General features: G+C 55.8%; 25 protein-coding genes and 1 tRNA gene. 22 read left to right on the top strand and 4 right to left on the bottom strand.

Annotated features, from left to right (window positions below; translation table 11 throughout):
- The 5 genes from rplT to Q1M54_RS05780 all read left to right on the top strand — a co-directional run.
- Positions 1–229, top strand: a 229-nt coding sequence (gene rplT / locus Q1M54_RS05760) for a 50S ribosomal protein L20 (protein WP_300555088.1), incomplete at its 5' end; no start/stop codon positions are given.
- Between the two features lie 119 nt (positions 230–348).
- A complete protein-coding gene (gene pheS / locus Q1M54_RS05765) occupies positions 349–1,392 on the top strand; it encodes a phenylalanine--tRNA ligase subunit alpha (RefSeq protein WP_300555091.1) in 1,044 nt (347 codons plus the stop codon).
- Positions 1,393–1,465: 73 nt separating this feature from the next.
- Positions 1,466–3,895 carry a phenylalanine--tRNA ligase subunit beta gene (gene pheT, locus Q1M54_RS05770; protein WP_300555094.1) on the top strand — a complete coding sequence of 810 codons (2,430 nt, stop codon included), beginning with the start codon at positions 1,466–1,468 and terminating at the stop codon, positions 3,893–3,895.
- Positions 3,896–3,904: 9 nt separating this feature from the next.
- On the top strand, positions 3,905–4,255 hold the full coding sequence (locus Q1M54_RS05775; protein ID WP_300555096.1) for an integration host factor subunit alpha: 351 nt from the start codon (positions 3,905–3,907) through the stop codon (positions 4,253–4,255).
- Positions 4,256–4,275: 20 nt separating this feature from the next.
- Positions 4,276–4,623: a DUF1840 domain-containing protein gene (locus Q1M54_RS05780; RefSeq protein WP_300555098.1), complete on the top strand. Its 348-nt coding sequence runs from the start codon at positions 4,276–4,278 to the stop codon at positions 4,621–4,623.
- Between the two features lie 2 nt (positions 4,624–4,625).
- On the opposite strand, the gene Q1M54_RS05785 is transcribed toward Q1M54_RS05780, so the two are convergent.
- Positions 4,626–5,072 (bottom strand): DUF192 domain-containing protein, encoded by a 447-nt coding sequence (locus Q1M54_RS05785; RefSeq protein ID WP_300555428.1) that lies wholly within the window; start codon positions 5,070–5,072, stop codon positions 4,626–4,628.
- 145 nt (positions 5,073–5,217) lie between these two features.
- Positions 5,218–5,490, bottom strand: coding sequence for a cold-shock protein (locus Q1M54_RS05790; protein ID WP_300555101.1), 273 nt, complete (start codon positions 5,488–5,490; stop codon positions 5,218–5,220).
- A gap of 154 nt (positions 5,491–5,644) precedes the next feature.
- On the opposite strand from Q1M54_RS05790, the gene clpS reads away from it, so the two are divergent.
- Both clpS and clpA read left to right on the top strand, forming a co-directional pair.
- A complete protein-coding gene (gene clpS / locus Q1M54_RS05795; protein WP_300555103.1) occupies positions 5,645–6,004 on the top strand; it encodes an ATP-dependent Clp protease adapter ClpS in 360 nt (119 codons plus the stop codon).
- 60 nt (positions 6,005–6,064) lie between these two features.
- Positions 6,065–8,398, top strand: a complete 2,334-nt coding sequence (gene clpA, locus Q1M54_RS05800; RefSeq protein ID WP_300555106.1) for an ATP-dependent Clp protease ATP-binding subunit ClpA — start codon at positions 6,065–6,067, stop codon at positions 8,396–8,398.
- Positions 8,399–8,485: 87 nt separating this feature from the next.
- On the opposite strand, the gene Q1M54_RS05805 is transcribed toward clpA, so the two are convergent.
- Positions 8,486–9,988: a helicase HerA-like C-terminal domain-containing protein gene (locus Q1M54_RS05805; RefSeq protein ID WP_300555109.1), complete on the bottom strand. Its 1,503-nt coding sequence runs from the start codon at positions 9,986–9,988 to the stop codon at positions 8,486–8,488.
- A 70-nt stretch (positions 9,989–10,058) separates the two neighbouring features.
- Between Q1M54_RS05805 and Q1M54_RS05810 the strand changes: the two genes are divergently transcribed.
- The 9 genes from Q1M54_RS05810 to rng are packed head-to-tail and all read left to right on the top strand — an operon-like array spanning position 10,059 to position 17,699.
- A complete protein-coding gene (locus tag Q1M54_RS05810; RefSeq protein WP_300555111.1) occupies positions 10,059–10,784 on the top strand; it encodes a YebC/PmpR family DNA-binding transcriptional regulator in 726 nt (241 codons plus the stop codon).
- A gap of 9 nt (positions 10,785–10,793) precedes the next feature.
- On the top strand, positions 10,794–12,074 hold the full coding sequence (gene purD / locus Q1M54_RS05815) for a phosphoribosylamine--glycine ligase (protein ID WP_300555113.1): 1,281 nt from the start codon (positions 10,794–10,796) through the stop codon (positions 12,072–12,074).
- A gap of 15 nt (positions 12,075–12,089) precedes the next feature.
- On the top strand, positions 12,090–12,764 hold the full coding sequence (locus tag Q1M54_RS05820; protein WP_300555116.1) for a 1-acyl-sn-glycerol-3-phosphate acyltransferase: 675 nt from the start codon (positions 12,090–12,092) through the stop codon (positions 12,762–12,764).
- Positions 12,765–12,790: 26 nt separating this feature from the next.
- Positions 12,791–13,711: an oxygen-dependent coproporphyrinogen oxidase gene (gene hemF, locus Q1M54_RS05825; RefSeq protein ID WP_300555118.1), complete on the top strand. Its 921-nt coding sequence runs from the start codon at positions 12,791–12,793 to the stop codon at positions 13,709–13,711.
- Entirely contained in the window at positions 13,708–14,367 is a 660-nt protein-coding gene (gene nadD, locus Q1M54_RS05830) for a nicotinate (nicotinamide) nucleotide adenylyltransferase (RefSeq protein ID WP_300555121.1), read from the top strand. The genes hemF and nadD overlap by 4 nt, the downstream gene beginning before the upstream one ends.
- Positions 14,367–15,131, top strand: a complete 765-nt coding sequence (gene rsfS, locus Q1M54_RS05835) for a ribosome silencing factor (protein WP_300555123.1) — start codon at positions 14,367–14,369, stop codon at positions 15,129–15,131. Before nadD ends, rsfS begins: the two co-directional genes overlap by 1 nt.
- Before the next feature lie 6 nt (positions 15,132–15,137).
- Positions 15,138–15,605: a 23S rRNA (pseudouridine(1915)-N(3))-methyltransferase RlmH gene (rlmH, locus tag Q1M54_RS05840; RefSeq protein WP_300555126.1), complete on the top strand. Its 468-nt coding sequence runs from the start codon at positions 15,138–15,140 to the stop codon at positions 15,603–15,605.
- Complete coding sequence (locus Q1M54_RS05845; RefSeq protein WP_300555129.1) at positions 15,602–16,204, top strand: Maf family protein; 603 nt, start codon at positions 15,602–15,604, stop codon at positions 16,202–16,204. Before rlmH ends, Q1M54_RS05845 begins: the two co-directional genes overlap by 4 nt.
- Positions 16,205–16,226: 22 nt before the next feature.
- Complete coding sequence (rng, locus tag Q1M54_RS05850) at positions 16,227–17,699, top strand: ribonuclease G (protein WP_300555132.1); 1,473 nt, start codon at positions 16,227–16,229, stop codon at positions 17,697–17,699.
- A gap of 45 nt (positions 17,700–17,744) precedes the next feature.
- Here rng and msbA read toward each other — a convergent pair whose 3' ends face one another.
- Entirely contained in the window at positions 17,745–19,538 is a 1,794-nt protein-coding gene (gene msbA / locus Q1M54_RS05855; protein WP_300555134.1) for a lipid A export permease/ATP-binding protein MsbA, read from the bottom strand.
- Between the two features lie 153 nt (positions 19,539–19,691).
- On the opposite strand from msbA, the gene tolB reads away from it, so the two are divergent.
- The 6 genes from tolB to Q1M54_RS05885 all read left to right on the top strand — a co-directional run bounded on the left by tolB (position 19,692) and on the right by Q1M54_RS05885 (position 24,472).
- Complete coding sequence (tolB, locus tag Q1M54_RS05860; RefSeq protein WP_300555137.1) at positions 19,692–20,978, top strand: Tol-Pal system beta propeller repeat protein TolB; 1,287 nt, start codon at positions 19,692–19,694, stop codon at positions 20,976–20,978.
- A 37-nt stretch (positions 20,979–21,015) separates the two neighbouring features.
- Positions 21,016–21,576 (top strand): OmpA family protein, encoded by a 561-nt coding sequence (locus Q1M54_RS05865; protein WP_300555139.1) that lies wholly within the window; start codon positions 21,016–21,018, stop codon positions 21,574–21,576.
- An 8-nt stretch (positions 21,577–21,584) separates the two neighbouring features.
- On the top strand, positions 21,585–22,412 hold the full coding sequence (gene ybgF / locus Q1M54_RS05870; RefSeq protein ID WP_300555141.1) for a tol-pal system protein YbgF: 828 nt from the start codon (positions 21,585–21,587) through the stop codon (positions 22,410–22,412).
- Between the two features lie 6 nt (positions 22,413–22,418).
- A complete protein-coding gene (locus Q1M54_RS05875; RefSeq protein WP_300555144.1) occupies positions 22,419–23,534 on the top strand; it encodes a YeeE/YedE family protein in 1,116 nt (371 codons plus the stop codon).
- Positions 23,535–23,539: 5 nt separating this feature from the next.
- The gene (locus Q1M54_RS05880; RefSeq protein WP_300555430.1) at positions 23,540–24,352 is read left to right on the top strand and encodes a tRNA threonylcarbamoyladenosine dehydratase; all 813 of its coding nucleotides are present in this window, start codon (positions 23,540–23,542) and stop codon (positions 24,350–24,352) included.
- A 44-nt stretch (positions 24,353–24,396) separates the two neighbouring features.
- Positions 24,397–24,472: transfer RNA gene (locus Q1M54_RS05885), tRNA-Lys, on the top strand.
- The last annotated feature ends 61 nt before the right edge of the window (positions 24,473–24,533 follow it).

Here is a 24,533-nt window from a genome sequence, read left to right on the forward strand (position 1 = left end):
CGCCTACCGTGACCGCCGCACCAAAAAGCGTGTGTTCCGTCAGTTGTGGATTGCCCGTATCAACGCCGCTGCGCGTGAATGCGGTCTGACCTACAGCCAGTTCGCCAACGGCCTGAAGAAGGCTGCCATTGAAATCGACCGTAAGATGCTGGCGGATATCGCTGTGCACGACAAGGCCGCTTTTGCTGGCATCGTGAACCAAGTCAAAGCCACACTGGCCGCAGCTTGAGTCCATGAGTGGTATGGGCCTTAGGGCCGGTGCCACGCACTCGATCAAAGGGATTGAGGCTCGCAAAAGCTTCAATCCCTTTTTTGTTCTTTTTTAACAGATCACCGATCCTCTACAACATGAACGAGCTGGATACCCTGGTTGATAACGCCCGCCAGAGTTTTGCGCAGGCACTGACACCTGCTGACCTCGAAAATGCCAAAGCCCAGTTTTTGGGTAAAGCCGGTCGCCTGACTGAGCTGATGAAGGGCATGGGCTCTTTGAGCGTGGAGGACAAGAAATCCCGTGGCGCATCCATCAACTTGGCCAAGCAGGCGATCGAGGCTGCGCTCAATGACCGCCGCCAAGCACTGGCCAATGCCGAGCTCCAAGCGCAGCTCAAGGCCGAAGCGCTTGATGTGAGCTTGCCGGGTCGCAGCACCAACGTTGGTGGTTTGCACCCTGTCTCGCTCACACTTGAACGCGTGGAGCAAATTTTTGGCTCTATGGGTTTTGAGGTGGCCCAAGGTCCTGAGATCGAAACAGACTGGTTCAATTTCACCGCACTCAACACGCCCGAAGACCACCCGGCGCGGTCCATGCACGACACCTTTTATGTGGAGGGTGGTCATCTGCTGCGCACCCACACCAGTCCGATGCAAATTCGCCATGCTGTGCAGCATGTCAAGCGTTACCGAAACCAGATCGATGCCGGTCAACAGATGCCCGAGATCCGTGTGATCGCCCCTGGCAGAACTTACCGTGTGGATTCTGACGCCACCCATTCGCCCATGTTCCATCAGTGCGAAGGCCTCTGGATTGGCGAGAACGTGAGCTTCAAAGACTTGAAAGTCGTGGTCACTGACTTTTGCCGCACCTACTTTGAAAGCGACGACCTGGTGCTGCGTTTTCGGCCTAGTTTTTTCCCCTTCACTGAACCCAGTGCCGAGATTGACATCCAGTTTCAAAATGGCCCGCTGGCTGGTCGCTGGCTGGAGGTAGGCGGCTCCGGCCAAGTGCATCCCAATGTGGTGCGCAACATGGGCTTGGACCCCGAGCGCTTCATTGGCTTTGCCTTTGGCATGGGCATGGACCGTTTCACCATGCTGCGCTACGGCGTGAACGACCTTCGTCTGTTTTTTGACGGCGATGTGCGTTTCCTGAGCCAGTTTCAGTCATCCTGATACGACTTTTTGACATTTCTGAATGCCTGCCGCGCGGCGTTGGCCGTGAAGCAAAACGTAGTGAGTTCTGCACATGCAATTTCCTGAATCCTGGTTGCGCGAGTTCTGCAACCCACCCCTGACGATCCAGCAACTGGCCGATACCTTGACCATGGCGGGTCTTGAAGTGGAAGAGCTTGAACCCGTGGCTCCACCATTCACCGGTATCGTGGTTGGCCAAATCATGGAAGCCGTGCAGCATCCCAACGCAGACCGTTTACGTGTTTGCCAAGTGGACGTGGGACAGGGCGCTTTACTGAATATCGTGTGCGGCGCGCCCAATGCCCGTGTGGGCATTCGTGTGCCTTGTGCCATGGTGGGCGCTCAATTGCCACCAGGCGAAGACGGCAAACCTTTCCTGATCAAAGTCGGCAAACTTCGTGGTGTGGAAAGCCAAGGCATGTTGTGCTCGGCCAAGGAACTGAAGATTGCAGACGACCACGGTGGTTTGCTTGAGTTGCCCGCCGACGCCCCATTGGGTCAGGACATTCGCCAGTATTTGAATCTGGACGACTCGCTGATGACGCTGAAGCTCACGCCCAACTTGGCGCATTGCTTGAGCGTGTATGGCATTGCCCGCGAAGTGTCCGCCTTGACCGGTGCGCCGTTGAAGGTCCCGACTTTCCCTTCTATGGCGCCTCAAATTTCTGACAAACTGGCCGTCGTGGTTCAGGCCACAGACCTGTGCGGTCGCTTCAGCGGTCGGGTGGTGAAGGGTGTCAACACCCAGGCGACCACTCCCCAATGGATGGTGGACCGCCTGGCCCGTTGTGGACAGCGCAGCGTGAGTCCCTTGGTGGACATCTCCAATTACGTGATGTTCGAGTTCGGCCGCCCCTCACATATTTTTGATCTCGACAAGATCCACGGCGGTTTGCAGGTGCGCTGGGGCAAGCCTGGCGAATCGCTCAAACTGCTCAACGGCAACACCGTGACGGTGGATGACAAGGTGGGGGTGATCGCCGACGATCGTCAAGTTGAGTCGCTTGCCGGCATCATGGGGGGCGATACCACCGCCGTGTCGGACGATACAAAGAACATTTACATCGAAGCCGCTTTCTGGTGGCCATCCGCCATCGCGGGTCGTTCGCGTCGCTATAACTTTTCGACCGATGCAGGACACCGTTTTGAGCGCGGTGTAGACCCGCAGATGACGGTGGAGCACATTGAGCGCATCACCCAGCTGGTGCTGGACATTTGTGGCATGCCTGAGACACTGGTCGGCCCCATCGACGATCAGACCCTGAACATCCCAGCGATCAAACCTGTCACGCTGCGCGTGGCCCGTGCTGTCAAGGTCATCGGCATGCCTTTGACGCAGCAGCAATGTGCTGACGCCTTGCGTGGTTTGGGTCTGCAAGTGGCTGAGGGCGAGGGCACAGTCACCGTCACGCCACCCAGTTTCCGGTTCGATTTGCAAATCGAAGAAGACCTCATTGAAGAAGTGGCCCGGATGGTGGGTTACAACAACTTGCCCACCAACCCACCTCAGGCGCCTATCACCGCCAAGGTTCGCTGCGAAACCGAACGCAGCCCATCCACAGTTCGCCGGGTCATAGCCGCGTTGGGTTATCAAGAAACCATCAATTACAGCTTTGTCGAAGACAGTTGGGAGCGAGGTCTGGCGGGCAATGCCAACCCTATCCGTCTGCTCAACCCGATCGCCAGCCAGATGGGCGTGATGCGCTCAAGCTTGATTGGCTCGCTGCTTCAAGTGGTCAAGTTCAATGCCGATCGCAAGGCTGATCGTGTGCGCGTGTTCGAGTTGGGACGCGTGTTCCTGCGCAATGCCGCTGTGCAAAGCACCGACACCACGGTGGAAGGCTTTGATCAGCCCATGCGTGTGGCGGGTATGGCCTGGGGGCCGGTCGCGCCTTTGGGCTGGCAGGGCAAGGCCCGTTACGTTGATTTTTACGACGTCAAAGCCGATGTGGAACACCTGTTGGCTCCGCGTAAGGCCGAGTTTTTGCCCTCAGAACATCCCGCCTTGCACCCCGGCCGCTCGGCCCAAGTGGTGCTGGATGGCGTGATGATCGGCCATGTGGGTGAATTGCACCCACGTTGGCGACAGGATTGGGAGCTCAGCAGTGCACCCGTGGTGTTTGAGTTGTCACTCGACGCCGTCACGGCCAGAACCGTGCCTGTTGCGCGTCCGGTGGCCAAATACCAGCCGGTAGAGCGTGACATCGCTGTCATCGTCCGAGAGCACATCTCGCATGGCCAATTGATGGCGGCTATCCTTTCAGCACCCACCCAAGGTTTGTTACGCGATGCGGTGTTGTTTGACGTTTACCGCCCCAAAGCCGAATCAACGGGCGGTTTGGTTGTGGGCGAGAAGAGCTTGGCGGTGCGTTTGACCATGCACAGCGACGAGACCTCACTGACAGACGCTCAAATCGAGGCAGTCATGAACGGTGTGATATCGGCTTTATCGCAGCAACTGTCTGCACGTCTGCGTTCATGAGATTGACCCATGCAAATCAGCTTTGAATCCCTTGAAACGCCGGCGCTGACCAAAGCGCATTTGGCCGATTTGTTGTTTGAGCAAATTGGCTTGAACAAACGCGAGTCGAAAGACATGGTGGATGCGTTTTTTGATCTGGTGGTCGAGCAGTTGATCGCTGGTGAAGAAGTCAAAATCTCTGGTTTTGGCAACTTCCAGATTCGCACCAAGGCAGCTCGGCCAGGTCGCAATCCGCGCACAGGAGAATTGATTCCTATTGATGCACGTCGTGTTGCCACCTTTCATGCCAGCCATAAACTCAAGGCCTTGATTCAGGGCGATACCATCGAAGACGAAGGTGTGGAGATGGTAGGCCGCTGAATCGTTTCAAGGAGCCAACCATGTTGTTCAAATTCAAATCCAAAGTCACCAGTGATCTGATCATGCTGGAAGCAGATGGCAGAAGGTTGCTCAAAATCATGCTGGGCGATGATCCGATCAAAGGGATTGTTCTCAGCCAAGACATGCCAGCTGTGCTGGCCAAATTGGAGTCAGCGGTTGCACAAGACGAAGCCCTTCGGGCGCAGCGCAGCGTGGATGCCCAAAACGGTAAATATGATGCTGTAGCGGACGCCAATCAACCTGGCTTTGAGCCTGATGTTGTTCGGCTGGCTCAAAGGGCCAGCCCTATGGTGAAGTTGCTCAAACAATGTGTGGCCAATCCAACGGACTTGGTTTGGGGTGTTTGAGGTCAGTTGACTCGTTTGACGAAGACCTGCCCGTTCATCTTGAAACCTGGCTTGATTTGCCTTTTGATAAACCAACCTTGGTTCATTTCAAGCACAAAACGCACGGGTTTTGCGGAACAGTGGGAATCGTCGTTCAAGGGTTTCATGTCCGCCAGGTTGACGATCGTTCCGTCGTCTTCCAGAAATGCAGCCGTGAGGGGAATCAGCGTGTTGCGCATCCAGAAACACTGGGTGCTGGGCTGATCAAAGACAAACAGCATCCCTTCATGTTGTGGCATCTCTTTTCGCCACATCAGGCCTATCTGGCGTTGCTCTGGTGTCAGTGCAAGTTGGACATCCAAACGGTGCATGCCCGCCATCAATTGTGTTCGCTCCAAAGACATTTGAGGGGAGTTTTGAGCGTTTGCTTGAATACCTAAAAAGAATATCAAAATACCCAAAAATACCATCATTCGGTCGCTCAGGCGAGATCTAGACATGCGAAACAATAACGTGTGTCGGTTCATAAGCTGTGCAGGCTAGGAAATTTCAATACCAGAGCATAAATGATCAGGCCCTGGCTGACCTGGCCGCAAACGGATGAACTCAAAGGGGTCAAACCCCGGATGCATCCTTCAAGGAAGGTTCCGCATCTCTGTTTGATTGGCTGGGATCTTGCGTCACCACTTCGGCTTGAATTTGCATCGCCAATGATCCTTTTGCCCCCTCAACCAAGTCAAATTTGACCCGTTGACCCTCTTTGAGGGTTTTGAAACCTTCCATCTCGATGGCCGAAAAATGGGCGAAAGCATCAGCGCCACCGCCATCGGGTTGGATAAAACCAAACCCCTTGGCATCGTTGAACCATTTGACCGTGCCATAGGGCATACGATGTCTCCGTTTTGATCTGATAAATCAGTTTGTGTAGTTATTGGGGAATTTGTCAATGTGAGGTTTTCCCGGGGGCTGTTTTGGCCGCTGGGTATCAAGACTTTTTAAGTGACTGCCTCAAAGGGCTTCAAAGCATCGATAGAATGAAATGATGGCAACGAAAAAACCTCAAAATCCGACGCTGCCGACTGTGACACCCCGAACGCCTGATGGAGGCGACGCGGTGGTCCTTGAGCGGCGTGCGCAAAAAATTGAACCACCACAGATGTACCAGGTGGCCATGTTGAACGACGATTTCACGCCAATGGAGTTCGTTGTGATGGTCATTCAGGAGTTTTTCAGCAAAGATCGGGAAGCGGCTACTCAAATCATGCTCAAAATCCATTTGGACGGCAAAGGCGTTTGTGGTGTCTATTCCCGTGATGTTGCTGCCACCAAAGTGGACCAAGTTTTGGACGCAGCCAAACAGGCAGGGCATCCCCTTCAATGTGTCAGTGAGCCTCTTGAATAAGCGGCCATGCTCCCCATCTCCCCACCCTATCTCTCACTCAGCAAGGCATAAGGAAATCACATGATTGCCCAAGAATTGGAAGTCAGTTTGCACATGGCCTTTGTTGAAGCCCGTCAGCAACGCCACGAGTTCATCACGGTCGAGCATTTGCTTTTGGCCTTGCTGGACAACCCCAGCGCGGCCGAAGTGCTGCGCGCTTGCGCCGCCAACATCGATGATCTGCGCAAGGCCCTGGGTAATTTCATCAAGGACAACACCCCCCAAGTGGCCGGCACCGAAGAGGTGGATACGCAGCCCACTTTGGGGTTTCAGCGCGTGATTCAACGCGCCATCATGCACGTTCAGTCCACGGGAAATGGGAAAAAAGAAGTCACTGGCGCCAATGTGCTGGTGGCCATCTTTGGTGAGAAAGATTCGCACGCCGTTTATTACCTGCACCAGCAAGGCATCACGCGTTTGGATGTGGTCAACTTCATTGCCCATGGCATACGCAAGACGGATCCGCCTGAGGCGGCAAAGTCAGACTCCCCGTCTAACTCTGAAGCCGAAGAGACCAGCGGTGGTGAGCGCAGCGAAAAGGCCTCCCCATTGGAGCAGTTCACCAACAACCTCAACCAAGCTGCCAAAGAGGGCAAAATTGACCCGCTGATCGGTCGGGAGTACGAGGTCGAGCGCACCATCCAAATTTTGTGCCGTCGCCGCAAAAACAACCCGCTGCTGGTGGGCGAGGCCGGCGTGGGCAAAACGGCGATTGCCGAAGGCTTGGCTTGGCGCATCACCCAAGGCACAGTTCCGGACATCTTGGCCGAAGCCACCGTGTACTCTCTCGATATGGGCGCACTCTTGGCGGGTACCAAGTACCGCGGTGACTTTGAGCAGCGACTCAAAGGCGTACTCAAGTCGCTCAAGGACAAACCCAATGGCATTTTGTTCATTGACGAGATCCATACCTTGATCGGTGCGGGTGCGGCGTCTGGTGGCACGCTGGACGCATCCAACTTGCTCAAGCCCGCGCTCTCCAGTGGTCAGCTCAAGTGCATTGGTGCCACCACCTTCACCGAGTACCGCGGCATTTTCGAAAAAGACGCGGCCCTCTCACGTCGTTTCCAAAAGGTTGACGTGGTCGAACCCACCGTCTCTGAGACAGTGGACATCCTCAAAGGCCTGAAGAGTCGTTTTGAAGACCACCACAGCGTCAAATACACCATCGCTGCTTTGCAAGCGGCGGCAGAGTTGTCGGCCAAGTTCATCAACGACCGCCAATTGCCTGACAAGGCCATTGACGTGATTGACGAGGCCGGAGCCGCACAGCGGATTCAGGCTCCCTCCAAGCGTAAAAAGACCATTGGCAAGGCCGAAATCGAGGACATTGTGGCCAAGATTGCGCGTATCCCTCCGGCCAATGTGTCCAACGACGACCGCAGCAAACTGCAAACCATCGAGCGTGATCTCAAGTCAGTGGTGTTTGGCCAAGACAAGGCGCTGGAAGTGTTGGCCTCTGCGGTCAAGATGGCCCGCTCAGGCTTGGGCAAGACCGACAAGCCAATTGGTGCTTTCTTGTTCTCGGGTCCCACTGGTGTGGGCAAGACCGAAGCCGCCAAGCAGTTGGCCTACATCATGGGCATCGAGTTGATTCGTTTCGACATGTCCGAGTACATGGAACGCCATGCGGTCAGCCGCCTGATCGGCGCGCCTCCGGGCTATGTGGGCTTTGACCAGGGCGGCCTTTTGACCGAAGCCGTGACCAAAAAGCCGCACTGTGTGCTTTTGCTCGATGAGATTGAGAAAGCCCACCCGGACATTTTCAATGTGCTGCTGCAGGTGATGGACCACGGTACATTGACCGACAACAACGGGCGCAAGGCCGACTTCCGCAACGTGATCATCATCATGACCACCAATGCGGGTGCCGAAACCATGAACAAGGCCACCATTGGTTTCACCAACCCGCGGGCGGCTGGGGACGAGATGGGCGACATCAAGCGTCTGTTCACCCCTGAGTTCCGCAACCGCCTGGATGCCATGGTCAGCTTCAAACCCCTGGATGAGCAAATCATCTTGCGAGTGGTTGACAAGTTCTTGCTCCAGCTCGAGACCCAGTTGGCCGAGAAGAAAGTGGAAGTCACTTTCACCGACGCCTTGCGCCAGTCCTTGGGCAAGAAAGGGTTCGATCCGCTCATGGGCGCGCGCCCCATGCAGCGACTGATCCAAGACACCATCCGCAAGGCCTTGGCCGACGAGTTGTTGTTTGGTCGCCTCACCGATGGCGGAAGATTGACCGTGGACATTGACGACAAAAACGAAGTCAAACTGGACATCACGCCCACACCCAAAAAAGACAGCCGGGCTTCGCGATCGGAGCCAGCTGAGCCTGAGGAGGCCACAGCCGGCTGATTCTTGCACCCAACAGCCATGAAAAAAGGCCCCTCGGGGCCTTTTTTCATGGTTTTGGGCTTCTCTCATGGCGTTTTGGCGTGTTCGTTATTTACGCTTACTGCCTCCCAGCAAACCACCCAAAACACCCCGAACGATTTCTCGACCTATGGCTGAACCTACTGTTCTGACCGCACTTTTAACCACCATCTGGGCCACACCGTCGCGCTGACCGCCACGCGGCCCATGGCCACCGAATATCAGATCCGAAAGGCCTCCGATCAACCCGCTGCCTTGAGATGGGGCGACATCGGTTGATGTGCCGACTTGTCCCGCACCGGTGCCTCGCAGCTTTTCGTAGGCCGACTCACGGTCTAAGGCTTGTTCATAAATCCCCGCTACCAAAGAGCCTTGAATAATGGCTTGGCGTTGTGCGGGTGCGATGGGGCCTAACTGGCTTCCCGGGGGGAGAACAAACACACGTTCGGTCTCACACGGACGACCTTTGGCGTCCAAAAAGCTCACCAGCGCCTCGCCCACAGCCAGTTCGGTGATGGCCGCCTCAATGTCTAGCCCTGCTTTGGGCCGCATGGTTTGAGCCGTGGCTTTGACGGCTTTTTGATCTCTGGGCGTATAGGCCCTCAGGGCGTGCTGGATGCGGTTGCCCAACTGGCCCAGCACGCTGTCGGGTATGTCCAGCGGATTTTGCGTGACGAAGTACACCCCAACACCTTTGGACCTGACCAAGCGAACCACCAATTCGATGCGTTCAATCAAGGCTGCAGGCGCGTCCTTGAAGAGCAAGTGCGCTTCGTCAAAAAAGAACACCAGTTTGGGTTTTTCCGGGTCACCAATCTCGGGCAAGATCTCGAACAACTCGGACAGCATCCACAGCAAAAAGGTGGCGTACAGGCGAGGCGAGTTCATGAGCTTGTCTGCCGCCAGAATGTTCACCACCCCCAGACCTTGTGCATCGGTCTGCATGAAGTCCTCAATATTGAGCATGGGCTCACCAAAGAACTTGTCGCCACCTTGGGTCTCGATTTGCAGCAGACCTCGCTGAATGGCCCCGATACTGGCAGCGCTGATGTTGCCGTACTCGGTGGTGAATTGTTTGGCGTTATCACCCACATGCTGCAGCATGGCCCGCAAGTCCTTCATGTCCAGCAGCAGTAAACCGTTGTCATCAGCGATCTTGAACACCAGGTTCAGCACCCCCGCTTGCGTCTCGTTCAGGCCGAGCATGCGCGTCAGCAGCAAGGGCCCCATGTCAGAGATGGTGGCACGCACCGGATGGCCTTGTTCACCAAATACATCCCAAAGGGTGGTGGGGCAGGCTATCGGGTCGGGCAGTTGCAGGCCACGGTCTTTCAGTGCGTTGGCCAGTTTTTCTCCCACCTTTCCGGTTTGGCTGATGCCCGTCAAGTCTCCTTTGACGTCGGCCATGAACACCGGCACCCCCAGGCGAGAGAAGTTTTCTGCCAAAGTCTGCAAACTGACGGTTTTACCGGTCCCGGTGGCGCCAGTAATCAGGCCGTGTCGGTTGGCCAAGCCTGGCAAAAGGTGGCACTGAGCCTTGGCATTTTGAGCTATTAACATGGGTTCGGCCATTTTTGATATCCCCTGCTTGTGAAAAGTAAAATTCAGGCTCTAGATTAAATCAACATTCAAGGAAATCCCGATGGCTGGCCACAGTAAATGGGCAAATATTCAGCACCGCAAGGGTCGGCAAGACGAAAAGCGCCAACGCATCTGGACCCGGGTGGTGCGAGAAATCATGGTGACGGCCCGAACTGGCGGGGGAGATGTCAGTGCAAATCCACGACTTCGTTTGGCCATCGAAAAGGCCAAAGCGGCCAACATGCCTGCCGACACCATCAAGCGCAACGTTGACAAAGCCACTGGCAATCTGGAGGGTGTGAGCTACGAGGAGATCCGTTACGAAGGTTATGGCATCGGCGGCGCTGCCATCCTGGTGGACACCATGACGGACAACCGGGTTCGGACGGTGGCAGAGATGCGGCACGCCTTCAGCAAGCTTGGCGGTAATCTGGGCACTGAAGGCTCGGTGGTTTTTCAGTTCAAGCACTGCGGACAGCTGATTTTTGCACCGGGCACGGATGAAGACCAATTGATGGCCGTGGCGCTGGAAGCCGGGGCCGATGACGTGATCACCCTCGGCGATGGTGCCATCGAAGTGTTGACCGCTTATACAGAATTTGAAGCGGTTAAAAACGCTCTGGAAGCGGCTGGCTTGGTGGCCGAGTTGGCCGAAGTGACCATGCGTCCTGAAAACAGCGTGACTTTGACAGGAGAAGATGCTGCCAAAATGCAAAAATTACTGGATGTTCTGGAAGACTTGGACGATGTTCAAAACGTCTTTCACAACGCTGAAATTGAAGACTAAGGAAGTTGGATGAAAGTATTGGTAGTCGGCAGTGGTGGCCGTGAACACGCGATGGCGTGGAAATTGGCACAGTCACCCAAAATCCAACAGGTCTATGTGGCGCCGGGCAACGGCGGCACGGGCAGAGATAAAAACCTCGTGAACGTTCCCCTTACTGACTTGGTGCAGTTGCGTCAGTGGGCTCTTGACAACGGAATTGGCTTGACATTGGTAGGCCCCGAAGCTCCATTGGCTGGAGGCATCGTGGACGATTTTCGCGCCCATGACTTGCGAATTTTTGGCCCCACGCAAGCGGCGGCGCAGCTGGAAAGTTCCAAGGCTTTTTCAAAAGCTTTCATGCAGCGGCATGGCATCCCTACGGCCGAGTTTGAAACCTTCACAGATGCTGCCCTGGCCCATGCCTATGTCGACCTCAAAGGCGCACCCATTGTTGTAAAGGCCGACGGCTTGGCCGCTGGCAAAGGTGTGGTGGTGGCCATGACGCTGTCTGAGGCTCACGAAGCCATCGACTTCATGCTGCTGGACAACAAATTGGGTGTGACCCACAACGAGGGTGGTGCTCGGGTGGTGATTGAGGAGTTTTTGCACGGGGAAGAAGCCAGTTTCATGGTTTTGTGTGATGGCAAAAACGTGGCTGCTTTGGCTACCAGCCAAGACCACAAACGCCTGCTGGACGGTGACGATGGTCCCAATACGGGCGGTATGGGGGCCTATTCGCCAGCGCCGGTGGTCACAGCTGAGGTGCACGCTCGCGCCATGCGTGAGGTCATTTTGCCCACCATTCGCGGCATGGAAAAAGATGGCATCAACTACACCGGCTTTTTGTATGCGGGTCTCATGATCGACCCCACGGGCCGCATCAAAACATTGGAATTCAATTGCCGAATGGGCGACCCCGAAACCCAACCCATCCTCATGCGCTTGAAGTCAGACCTTTTGGACGTGTTGCTGGCTGCAACCTCTGAAAGTCTTGACACCTTTGACCTGGAGTGGGACCGCCGTGTGGCCTTGGGTGTGGTCATGGCTACGGCAGGTTACCCCTTAAATCCGCGCAAGGGGGATGCCATCAGTGGCTTGCCGCCCGACCAAGACGATGCCATGGTGTTCCATGCGGGCACCGCTGAAAAAGATGGCCAGATCTTAAGCTCTGGCGGTCGCGTCTTGTGCGTCACTGCATTGGCCGATTCGGTCAAGCAGGCCCAGCAAAAAGCCTACCAAACTGCCATGCCAATTGCCTTCGACGGCATGCAGATGCGCCGCGATATTGGCTATCGCGCCATCAAGAACTGATTGGGATGACCCTTGATGCGTGATTTGCCCCGTCACCCCATTCAGTTCAAGGGTTCCCGTTTGGCCCTTTGGGTGCTCAAGCGTCTGGGCTGGCGACTGGAATTTGACGGGTTTCCAACGCTTCAAGGTGTGGCCATTGTTTACCCTCACACCAGCAATTGGGACTTTCCCATTGGCCTTTTGGCCAAATGGGCGATGGGTGTGCCTGCGCATTTTTGGGGCAAGGACACTTTGTTCAAATTCCCTGTCGTGGGGGCTTGGATGCGTTGGGTTGGCGGTATGCCGATCGACCGAAGTTCTTCCAAAGGCGTGGTCGGGCAGATGGTGCAGACCTTCGAGCAGCACCAACAAAAAGACCAGCTGCTGTGGTTGGGTTTGGCCCCTGAAGGCACGCGCAGCCACACGCCGGGCTGGCGAAGTGGTTTTTACCAGCTGGCTCTGGGGGCGAAAGTGCCTTTGGCCTTGGTCAAACTCGATTGGGGTCAACGCCGCTTCAGCGTGGTGGATTTTTATGAATTGACCGGTCATGTCGAGCACGATTACGCGCACATGGCACAGGTGTTTGAAGGCGTCAAAGGCTTTCATGTTCACCAAATGGGGCCCATTCAGCCCTGGAGCCCTGGACAACCGGGGGGTGCTTTTGTCAACAGCCCAGCCACTTCAGCGACGCAACAAGCGCCGCACTCCTGAACCCGTTTACCGTTTGAAAGTTTTCCATGAGTTCAACCTTTGAAATCAGCACGGTCAAAAGCTACTTGCTTGGCCTTCAAGCCCGCATCACTGGCGCTTTAACCGCTCTCGACGGCACCCCATTTTTGACCGATGCCTGGCAAAAAGACCCCGGTGAAAAGCTTCAGGGCAATGGCATCACCCAAATTCTGGAAGGCGGGCCCATTTTTGAGAGGGCCGGCTGCGGGTTTTCGCACGTCACCGGGCCGCAGTTGCCGCCATCTGCCACACAGCACCGCCCCGAGTTGGCAGGCTCTGCCTTTGAGGCCATGGGTGTGTCCTTGGTATTTCATCCGCGCAATCCCTACGTGCCCACGGTGCACATGAACGTTCGCATGATCGCGGCCAAACCAGAGGGCAGGGCACCTGTGGCCTGGTTTGGTGGCGGTATGGACCTGACGCCTTACTACGGTTTTGACGAAGACGCGGTGCATTTCCACCAGTCCTGCAAAGATGCCTTGAGCCCGTTTGGTGAAGCCTTGCATCCCCGTTTTAAAACCTGGTGCGACGATTACTTTTGCAACAAACACCGCCATGAGCAGCGCGGCGTGGGCGGTATTTTCTTTGACGACTTTTCGGAATTGGGCATGGACCAGAGCTTTGCCATGCTGCAAAGCGTGGCCGATTCACTGCTGACGGCCTACATGCCCATCGTGATGCGCCGCAAGGACACGCCCTATGGCGAGCGCGAGCGAGACTTTCAGCTTTACCGCCGCGGCCGATATGTCGAGTTCAATTTGGTCTGGGACCGGGGCACGCATTTCGGCTTGCAGTCTGGTGGCCGCACCGAGTCGATCCTGCTGTCCATGCCGCCTGAGGTGCGCTGGTCTTATCAGCGCCAAGACGAGGCAGGCTCGCCCGAGGAACGCTTGCTCAGCCACTTTTTGGTACCCAAGGACTGGGTTTGAATCTGCCTGCTGCCATGGTCAACGCGCAAGCCAATGTGCAGCGCTTGGGCGTTTTTGGCGGAGCGTTCGACCCGCCGCACCGGGCCCATGTGGCCTTGGTGGAAGCGGCCATCGCACAACTGCAGCTTGACCGGGTTCAAGTGTTGCCGACAGGGCAGGCTTGGCACAAGCCGCGTCAGCTGTCGGCTGCAGCTGACCGTTTGGCGATGACGCGTCTGGCTTTTGAGCCCTTGCCGCAAGTGGCCGTAGACGACCGAGAAATCCTGAGAGCAGGGCCCAGTTACACCATCGACACCCTGCAGGCGTTGCAGCGCGAATACCCCCATGCGCAGTTGTATTTACTGATCGGTGATGACCAACGGCGATCGCTGCCGTCTTGGCACCAGATCGGCGAAATTGGCCGCATCGCTATAATCTGCGCCGCAGGTCGTGATATGGCCGTGCGTGCCTGGAACCAAGATTCGGATGCGCCTGAATCTTTCCCACCGATTTCTGACACGCTGCAAGCGCGCATGTGCTCTCTGCAGATGCCGCTGATGCCTCACAGTGCCACGGACATCCGTGCGCTGGCGGCCACAGAGCAAGCTTTGACCGGCTTGGTACCTCCCGCCGTTGAGCGCTATATTCACGAACACCACCTTTACAGGCCCCATTGATGACCGAAACCGCTGCCAAAAAAGACATTCAAAAACTCCAGCGGGCCATTGTGGACGCCCTGGAGGACGTCAAGGCCCAAGAGATCCAGGTGTTTGACACCGAGCATCTGTCTTCGTTGTTTGAGCGGGTCATCATTGCCTCGGGTACATCCAACCGTCAGACCAAGGCCTTGGCCGCCAGTGTGCGCGACAAAGTGCGTAACGCAGGATTTAACAAACCCCGCATGGAAGGTGAGGACAATGGGGAATGGATCATTGTGGATTGCGGCCCAGCCGTGGTGCACATCATGCAGCCCACCATTCGCACTTATTACAACCTGGAAGAAATTTGGGGCGGAACCCCCGTTCGTTTGAAGTTGGGCGCACCCAAGCCTTCGGTCGCTGCCGAGGTCAAAGGGCACATCAAAAACTCAGTGGCCAAAAAAGCCGCCACCAAAACGGGCGCTGTTAAAACCGCTTCGGCCAAAACTTCTGACACCAAAGCCGGCGCCAAGTCCACAAGCAAGGCCAAGCCCGCCTTGAAAGCACCGGTTAAATCTGCCAAACCTGCCTCCAAAACTGCAGTCAAAACCCCAGCCAAGTCGGCTGCCAAGCTTTCTGCAAACACCAGCAAGCCCACAGTCAAAACAGTGGGCAAGCCAACAGCCAAGCCTGTCAGCAAAGCGGGCGCCAAAACGCTTGCCAAAACTGCTTCAAAACCCGCAGCCAAAAAGGCGCCGGCTCGCAAAGCCGTGCAAGCTGCCACTCGACGTCAAGTCGATTGATCTTGCATGAAGCTGCTGATCGTTGCGGTCGGCCTGCGTGTGCCTGACTGGGCTCAAACAGCTTGGGATGACTACGCTAAACGTTTTCCGCCTGAGCTCAAGCTTGAGCTGAAGGCGGTCAAAACCGAGCCCAGGGGTTCTAAAACTTTAGCCAATTTGTATGCGGCCGAGCGTCAGCGCATTGAGGCAGCGATTCCCAAAGGCACCCGTGTGGTGGTACTCGACGAACGTGGCACGAACCTGACCACCCAGGCTCTGGCGACCCGTCTGACCAACTGGCAGCTTGGCGGTGACGATGTGGCACTGGTGATCGGCGGCCCCGACGGGCTTGAGCCAGAATTTCGTCAAACCGCACACGAGCGCATTCGCTTGTCGGACCTGACTTTGCCTCATGCCATGGCCCGCGTGCTGTTGATCGAGCAGCTTTACCGCGCATGGTCCATCAATGCCAATCACCCTTACCACCGAGAATGAGCGATTTCATCTATTTGGCTTCTCAAAGCCCGCGCCGCAGCCAATTGCTGGACCAAATCGGGGTGCCTCACAAGCTTCTCTTGGCCGGGCCCAACGAAGACGCCGAGTCTTTGGAAGAAGTGCGCGGCGCAGAAGCGCCTGCGCGTTATGTGGTTCGCGTGACAGGCCTCAAACTCGACGCTGCTTTGCAGCGCTTGAAGCACCAAGGCCTTTCAGCAGCGCCTGTGTTGTGCGCGGACACCACGGTCTGCCTGGGTCGCGATATTTTGGGTAAACCATCTGACGAAGCCGATGCCATGCGCATGCTCCAGCGTTTGGCGGGCCAGACTCACCGGGTCTTGACGGCTGTAGCTGTGCAAAAGGGGGGTAAACGTGTTGCGGCTCTGTCCGAGTCTTGGGTGCACTTTGCACCCATGAGCACTGCGCAGATCAAAGCCTATGTGGGTTCGGGCGAACCCATGGGCAAGGCGGGTGCGTATGGGGTGCAGGGCATTGCGGCCGCTCATATCGCACAGATTCGGGGCAGTTATTCGGGCATCATGGGTTTGCCGCTATTTGAAACCGCCGCTTTGCTGCGCGCGTGTGGCTTACGCTGCTGATTCACCCCACTTGGTTCCAAGCATGCAACAAGATATTTTGGTCAATTGGTCGCCCCAAGAAACTCGTGTCGCCGTGGTGGAGTTTGGCGCTGTGCAAGAACTGCATGTCGAGCGCACCTTAGAGCGCGGTTTGGTGGGCAATGTTTATTTGGGCAAAGTAGCGCGTGTCTTGCCAGGCATGCAATCGGCCTTCATTGACATCGGGCTCGACAAGGCGGCTTTTTTGCATGTGGCCGATCTTTGGCAAAAGCATGCCGAGGGTGAGTCATCAGCCGCGCGCACAGGCCAGCCACTGGTGCCGATTGAAAAGCAAGTTTTTGAGGGCCGTGCCATCATGGTGCAGGTCATCAAGGATCCCATGGGCACGAAGGGTGCCAGGCTTTCAACGCAAATCAGCATCGCAGGGCGGCATTTGGTGTTTTTGCCTCAAGACGACCACATTGGCGTGTCACAAAAAATACCAGCCGACCAGCGAGATGCGTTGCGCCAAAGGCTACAGGCCTTGGTGGGGCCGTCCGGTGGCGGATTTATTTTGCGCACCAACGCCGAAGACTCCAGCGACGAAGAGTTGAGCGATGACATCGCTTACCTGCGCAAGACCTGGGCCCGCACCAAGGAAGCCTCGATGCGGTTGCCACCGGGTTCTTTATTGCACCAAGATTTGACGCTCTTGCAAAGGGTCTTGCGCGATTTGGTCGGCGAAGCCACACAAAGCATTCGAATCGACTCTCAAGAGCAGTTTGCCAAGCTTCAGGTCTTTGGTCAGGAGTTCATGCCTAAAGCGACCGAGCGTTTACAGCACTACAAAGGCGAGCGACCAATTTTTGATTTGTATGCGATTGATGAGGAAATTGCCAAGGCCCTGGGCCGTCGGGTGGACCTGAAATCAGGAGGTTACCTGATCATTGATCAGACCGAAGCCTTGACCACTGTGGACGTGAACACCGGTGGTTATGTGGGGGCGCGCAATTTTGAAGACACGATCTTCAAAACCAACCTCGAAGCAGCCCAGGCCATTGCCCGTCAACTGCGGCTGCGAAATTTGGGCGGCATCATCATTGCCGATTTCATCGACATGGCACGCGCTGAACATCAGGAAGCCGTGCTGTCTGAGTTTCGCAAGCAACTTTCGCGAGACCGTGTCAAAACCATGGCCGGAGGGTTTTCATCCTTGGGCCTGCTGGAGATGACGCGCAAACGCACCCGTGAATCGTTGGCCCATATGCTGTGCGAACCTTGTCCAAGTTGCCAAGGCAAAGGGATCGTCAAGACGCCCAGGTCAGTGGTGTACGACATTTTGCGGGAAATTTTGCGCGAAGCGCGTCAGTTCAACCCCCGTGAGTTCCGCATCGTGGCGGCCTCTGCGGTCATCGATTTGTTGCTGGATGAGGAAAGCCAACACCTTGCAGGTTTATCGGACTTCATCGCCAAACCTATCTCACTGCAAGTTGAAACCAGCATGGGTCCCGAGCAATACGACATCGTGCTGCTTTGAGTCGACGCTTCAACAGGCCCGTGTTTGCGTCAGGTCGGGCCTGACTTATCCTTTGGATTGGGTTTCTTCGTCGGCCCATTCACCTCTGTGGTGCAAGCGGGCATAAGCGCCGCCCAGTGCCAACAGTGCGGACGGAACACCTTGTTCCACAATGCGGCCACGCTCCATCACGATCACCCGGTCAGCGTGCTCGATGGTGGACAGTCTGTGCGCCACGATCAAGGTGGTTCGACCTTGCATGAGTTTTTGCAGGGCGTCTTGCACCAAACGCTCGGATTCGTTGTCCAGTGCTGAAGTGGCCTCGTCCAAGATCAAAACAGGCGCATCTTTGTACAAAGCCCTGGCGATTGCCAAACGCTGGCGTTGCCCGCCGGAGAGTTGGTTGGCGTTGTGTCCCAGATCGGTGTCTATCCCCTGCGGCAGAGTCTGTACATGGGCCCACAAGTTGGCCGCTTTCAGGCAGTGCGCGACTTTGTCCCTGTCTGGTTTTTGTCCCAAGCTCACGTTGGCTGCCAAACTGTCATTGAGCATCACCACATCCTGGCTGACCATGGCCAACTGGCTGCGCAAGCTGTCCAATTGCCAATGGGCCAAGGGCACTCCGTCGAGCAATACCATGCCGCTTGAGGGGTTCAAAAAGCGTGGCAAAAGTTGAATCAAGGTTGTTTTTCCCGCGCCCGATGTACCCACCAAGGCCACGGTCTCACCGGGTTTCACAGCCAGTTGGACATGCGACAAAGCCGCTTCGCCTTCAGATGTGAACTGAACAGAGACGTCTTGCCATTCAATGGCGCCTTGGGCTTTTTGTGCTGTGTACGTGCCTTGGGCCTCTTCGGGTGCATCGTGCATCAAGGCCAAGCCCCTCTCCAGCGCAGCCAGTCCTCTGGTGATGGGATTGGCCACATCGGCCAGACGTTTGATCGGCGCTATCAACATCAGCATGGCGGTGATAAAAGCCACAAAACCACCCACGGTGGCACTGGAGCCCACTTCACGGCTTTGCACCAAAGCGATCACCAGCACCAATGACAGGGCAACGGCCGCCATGATTTGGGTCAGGGGCGTCATGGCCGCCGAGGCCACCGTGGATTTGAGCGCCAATTGACGCAGACGCTGACCCAGCGCATTGAAGCGCCCGATTTGCTGCGCCTGTGCACCATGTAGACGCACCATGCGGTGAGCCAAGACGTTTTCCTCCACCACGTAGGCGAGGTTGTCTGTTGCTTGCTGGCTTTCTTTGGTCAAGCCGTAAAGACGACGGGACAGCACCTTCATGATCCAGCTCAGACCCGGCGCCACGGTGAAAACCACCAAGGTCAATTGCCAGTTGAGCCACATCAGATAACCCACCAAGGCCAACAGGGTAAAACCATCTCGGGTCAAGCCAATGAGAGCAGATACCAGTTGCGAGGCGCCAACTTGCACCTCATACACCACCGTGTTGGACAGCGCACTGGCCGATTGACGGCCAAACAAAGTTAAATCAGCCCGGATCATTTTTGCAAAAAGATCGCTGCGGAGTTTTTCCATGCCGTCGTTGGTGACCCGGGCCAATGCGTATTGCGCCACAAAATGCGCCAAGCCCCGCACCGTGAACAAGCCAATGACTGCCAAGGGGATTGACCACAAGGGCAGTTCGTTTTCGGCAAAACCGTTGTCCAGCAAGGGTTGAAACAAGGCAGGAATCAATGGCTCGGTGAGCGCCGCTACCAAAGTAGCCCCCATGGCCAAGGCCCAAACCCACTTTTGGCGAACAAAATAAGGCTTCAAACGCATCAACCTTTGGCGAATGCTGGGTTGGGCGCTGGCCGGATTGGAGGAGGGCTGTGGTGCAGACATGTGAGCTGGCATTGTAAGCAGCCCCACTTCGTGCTCAGATTGGATTCATTTCAGATCAGTTTCTCACCCGAAGGCCAGATGCGTAAAATCATAAGAGGCACTCTGAAGGTGTACGATTACGCTTTTGAATGATTGCACTGATTAACCAAGCCAATGAAACTGTTTTTATTGCCAGCGCGGTCCACTTTGGTGCTGTGGAGCCTCCTCTTTTCAGCGGTCTTTGGCAACGCGGCATGGGCCCAATTTAGGGTCGAGGTCACCGGCGTAGGAATGACCCAATTGCCTGTTTTGGTAACGCCTTTCAAAGGTGAAGCCCAAGCACCTCAGAAGCTCTCCAGCATCGTTCAAGCCAATTTATCGCGAACCGGTCAATTCAAGCCCCTGCCCACTGGCAATTTGGCCTTTGATGAAATGAGCAGACCCGATTGGTCAGCCTTGCGTGCTTTGTCTGCAGAAGCTTTGTTGGCTGGCTCTGTGACCCGTTTGGCTGATGGCCGCTTTGATGTGCGTGCGCGTTTGTGGGATGCGGTCAAAGGACAGGAAAAGGCTGACTTCAGGGACACAGTTGGTGCTGTTGATTTGCGTTTGTCAGCGCACCGTTTGTCCGACTGGGTTTACCAGCAATTGACGGGCACACCTGGTGTTTTCACCTCCCGCATCGCATACGTCACCAAGTCATCAGGTCGCTACAGTTTGTGGGTAGCCGACTCCGACGGTGAGGGTGCACGCTCAGCGATCACAAGCCCAGAGCCCATCATTTCGCCTTCTTGGTCTCCAAGTGGCGCCCAATTGGCCTACGTTTCTTTTGAAAATCGCAAGCCGGTCGTGTACGTTCATGAATTGGCGACGGGTCAACGCCGTGAAGTGGCCAACTTCAAAGGCTCCAACAGTGCGCCGGCATGGGCGCCCGATGGCCGTTCCATTGTGGCCACCTTGAGCCGAGACGGAGGCTCTCAGTTGTGGCGTGTCGCTTTGCAAGGGGGAGAGCCTCAGCGCTTGACCAGCGGCAGCATCAACACCGAGCCAGCCTTTTCTCCTGACGGTCAAACCTTGTATTTCGTCAGTGACCGCGGGGGCAACCCCCAAATTTACAAAATGCCCGCTCAAGGAGGACCTGCAGAACGGGTGACTTTCTCGGGTGCCTACAACATCTCACCTGCATTGAGTCCCGATGGTCGTTGGTTGGCCTATGTGTCACGCACGGGGGCTGGATTCAAACTGCATTTGATGGACTTGACCTCTGGTCAAGTCATTGCTTTGACTGAAACGTCATTCGACGAGCGCCCTAGCTTTGCCCCCAATAGCCGACTTTTGATGTATGCCACCCAGCAAGGCGGTGAGGCCTTGATGACCACGACGCTGGATGGCCGTGTGAAAGCCCGACTGGCTGGGCAAGGGGGCGATTTGCGCGAGCCGCATTGGGGGCCAATGCGGCCCTGAACCTGTTTTTGACAATTTTTTATCCTTGAGGTTGATTATGAGCAAGCAAATTTGGTCCGTCATGTTGGTGTGCGCCGTTCTGAGCGGTTGTGCAGCGGGTGTGAAGTTAGACGATGTACCGGTTGAAGACAGGGCGGCAACATCATCGGGTGCGGGTTCGGCTTCGGGTTCAGGTGTGGCCGTTCAGGGGATAGGGTCAGGACAAGGCGGTGCTCAAACAGGGATGCCCACAGTTGTTGTGGATGCCAAAGTGGCAGGCCAAGGTCCTGTAGGGGTTGCCCATGTGGTCTTTTTTGACTATGACAGTTTTGTCATTCGCGCTGAAGCTCGACCCATCATCGCTTCTCACGCTCAATTTCTGCAGGCCAACAAGCAACGCAAAGCCAGCTTGGAGGGCCACACAGACGACCGAGGTGGCCGTGAATACAACTTGGCTCTGGGTCAAAAACGTGCCGATGCGGTTCGTCAGGCCTTGAGCTTGTTGGGTGTGCCCGAGTCTCAACTGGAGGCTGTGAGCTTTGGTAAAGAAAAACTCCTGTCCGAAGGTGGCTCTGACATCGACCAAGCCAAAAATCGTCGCGTTGAAATTCGCTACTGAGGTCTGACATGACGCAAGCCGTTTTGAGGTTGAAAAAAGCAAGCCTGGCTTGGGCACTCCTTTTTATTTTGGGGAGTGGCAGCGCTCAGGCTGCATTGTTTGGTGATGATGAGGCACGCCGAGCCATTTTGGACCTGCGTCAGCGCTTGGAGCAGGCACAAAACGCCAACAAAACACTTGTTGAACAAAGCGCACAACAGCAAAACCAACAAATCCAGCAGATCACGCAACAACACAACCAAACTTCGGCGCAATTGCGCTCTGCTTTGTTGGACTTGCAAACACAGATCGACAAGCTTCGTGCAGACTTGGCACAAAGCTTGGGAGCGCAAGAGCGTTTGGCTCGAGATTTGACAGAAGTTCAGCTGCGCCAAAAAGACACGCTGACCACCGTCGATGACCGCTTGCGCCGATTCGAACCCGTGAAAGTCACTGTGGACGGGCGAGAGGTTTTGGTTGAGCCTGCTGAAAAGGCTGACTTTGACCGGTCAATGGCATTGTTTCGGCAATCCGATTTTCCGGGGGCACAAGCGGCCTTCAGTGGATTTCTTTCGCGTTACCCCACCAGTGTTTACAAACCCTCCGGACTTTTTTGGTTGGGCAACGCCCAATATGCCAACAAGGCTTACCGCGAGGCGATGGCCAACTTTCAGCGCTTGTTGAGCGAGTCGCCAAACCACCCGAGGGCAGCCGAAGCCATGCTTGCGATCGCCAATGTACAGGTCGAACTCAAAGACCTCAAGGCCGCACGCAAAACCCTGGAGGACTTGCTCAAAGCCTTCCCTGCATCTGAAACAGCTGGCACGGCCCGTGAGCGTTTGAGCCGTTTGCGCTGATCTCGCATGCACTCCATTTCGGTCGCTGATCTGCACAATTTGACCGTCCAGATCTGGATCATTGGTTTTGTGCTGTCTTTGGCCGTTGGCGTCTTGATTCACCGGGGCCACTTTTGCACCATGGGTGCCATCAGTGATTGGGTGGTCATGCAAGATGCGACTCGCCTACGCCAATGGGCTTTGGCGCTGGCTGTGGCCATGATGGGTTTTGGCACGATGGCATTGTTGGGTTGGATAGACCCCGCCAACACCATTTATGCTGCCAAGCACCTCAGTTGGCTTTCAGGTCTCTTCGGGGGCGCTCTCTTTGGTGTGGGCATGGTGCTCGCATCAGGCTGTAGCAGCAAAACTTTGGTTCGTTTGGGTGCTGGAAATTTGAAGTCCTTGGTGGTTTTATTGGCCATGGCCGTTGCTGCCTTGGCCACCATGAAGGGGCTGACAGCTGTTTGGCGGGTCAACTTCATAGATCCCATCGGCGTGCACTTGTCTCATGGCCCATTTATGGGGCAATGGTTATCGGCCATGACCGGTTTGTCCTTGTCCAATGCTTGGGGCCTTTCGGCGGGTTTGGTTGCGCTGATTTTGTTGGTATGGGTCACGAAAGGGCGCGGCTTTAACACACTGTTCAACTGGGTCACAGGCGCGGGCCTAGGCCTGTTGGTGGTGGCCTTCTGGTGGTTGAGCGGCATTTTCGGCTTTGTCCCCGAACACCCCGAGACCTTGGAGCCTTTTTTCTTGACCACCCACAGTGGACGCATGGAGGCCTTGAGTTTCACGGCTCCCGTGGGTTACTGGCTGGATGCCTTGTTGTACTACAGCGACGGCAGCAAAAGACTCACGTTGGGCATGGTCACGGTGCTTGGGGTCTTGTCGGGTGCTTGCATCAGTTCAATTTTGCAGGGTTCATTTCGCTGGGAGAGCTTTACACAGCGCTCAGATTTGCTCCGTCACCTGGTGGGGGGCAGCTTGATGGGGGCCGGCGGTGTGCTGGCCATGGGGTGTACTTTTGGTCAAGGCCTGACAGGTTTATCCACATTGAGCTTGGGCAGTGCCGTGTCAGTCACAGGCATTTTCGTGGGTGCCTACACAGCTTTGCAATGGCAAATGCGCAAAAGCCAATGAGCACGATGAAGCAGGCCCAACACGCTGATGTTTCTCAGCCGAACTTGAGCGAGACCGATGATGAAAGGCGCTTCGGTGGACTTGCGCGTCTTTATGGCGTCACGGGTGCGAACAACATTCGCCAATCCCATGTGGCTGTGATCGGTTTGGGGGGCGTGGGCTCTTGGTCTGCCGAGGCTTTGGCGCGATCGGGCGTTGGTCACCTGACCTTGATCGACATGGATCACATTGCGGAATCCAACATCAATCGGCAAATTCATGCGCTGACAGCGACCACTGGTCAGTCCAAGGTGTTGGCCATGCAGGCCCGAATTGCCCAAATTAATCCCGCTTGCAGGGTGGATGTGGTGGACGATTTTGTCACCCCCGAAAACTGGCCTTTTTTGATGAGTGATGTTCCTGATGCGTTGATCGATGCCTGCGACCAGGTCAAAGCCAAAGTGGCCTTGGCCCATTGGGCCATCGAAAAGGGGGTCGGTTTTATCACCGTTGGAGCGGCTGGCGGTAAACGCTTGGCACACAAGGTGGATGTAGACGATTTGTCGCGCATCACCCATGATCCCTTGTTAGCCCAATTGCGCTACCGGCTGCGCAAATACCACCAAGCCCCGCGAGGTGAGCACCGTATGGGTGTGAAAGGTGTTTTCAGCCGCGAGTCGGTTGCGCCTCCGGATGCTTCTTGTGCCATCGACACTGACGGGTCTCTGAACTGCCACGGGTACGGATCGGTGGTGAGCGTGACCGCCACCTTTGGGATGTGTGCAGCTTCTGAAATTCTGAATTTTTTGGCAAGCCCAGACAAGAAGCCTAAAAATTAAGGCTATAATTTGAGTCTTGCTGGAGCGCATTGCCCTTTAGCATAGGGACCATAGCTCAGTTGGTAGAGCAGCGGACTTTTAATCCGTTTGTCGTGGGTTCGACCCCCGCTGGTCCCACCAGATTCAAAAGCACTTTGAACGCAAGTTCAAAGTGCTTTTTTCTTGGCTTTCTGTCACATGC

Origin of the sequence: Limnohabitans sp. Rim8, assembly GCF_943326455.1 — a bacterium.
GTDB lineage: Bacteria > Pseudomonadota > Gammaproteobacteria > Burkholderiales > Burkholderiaceae_C > Limnohabitans_A.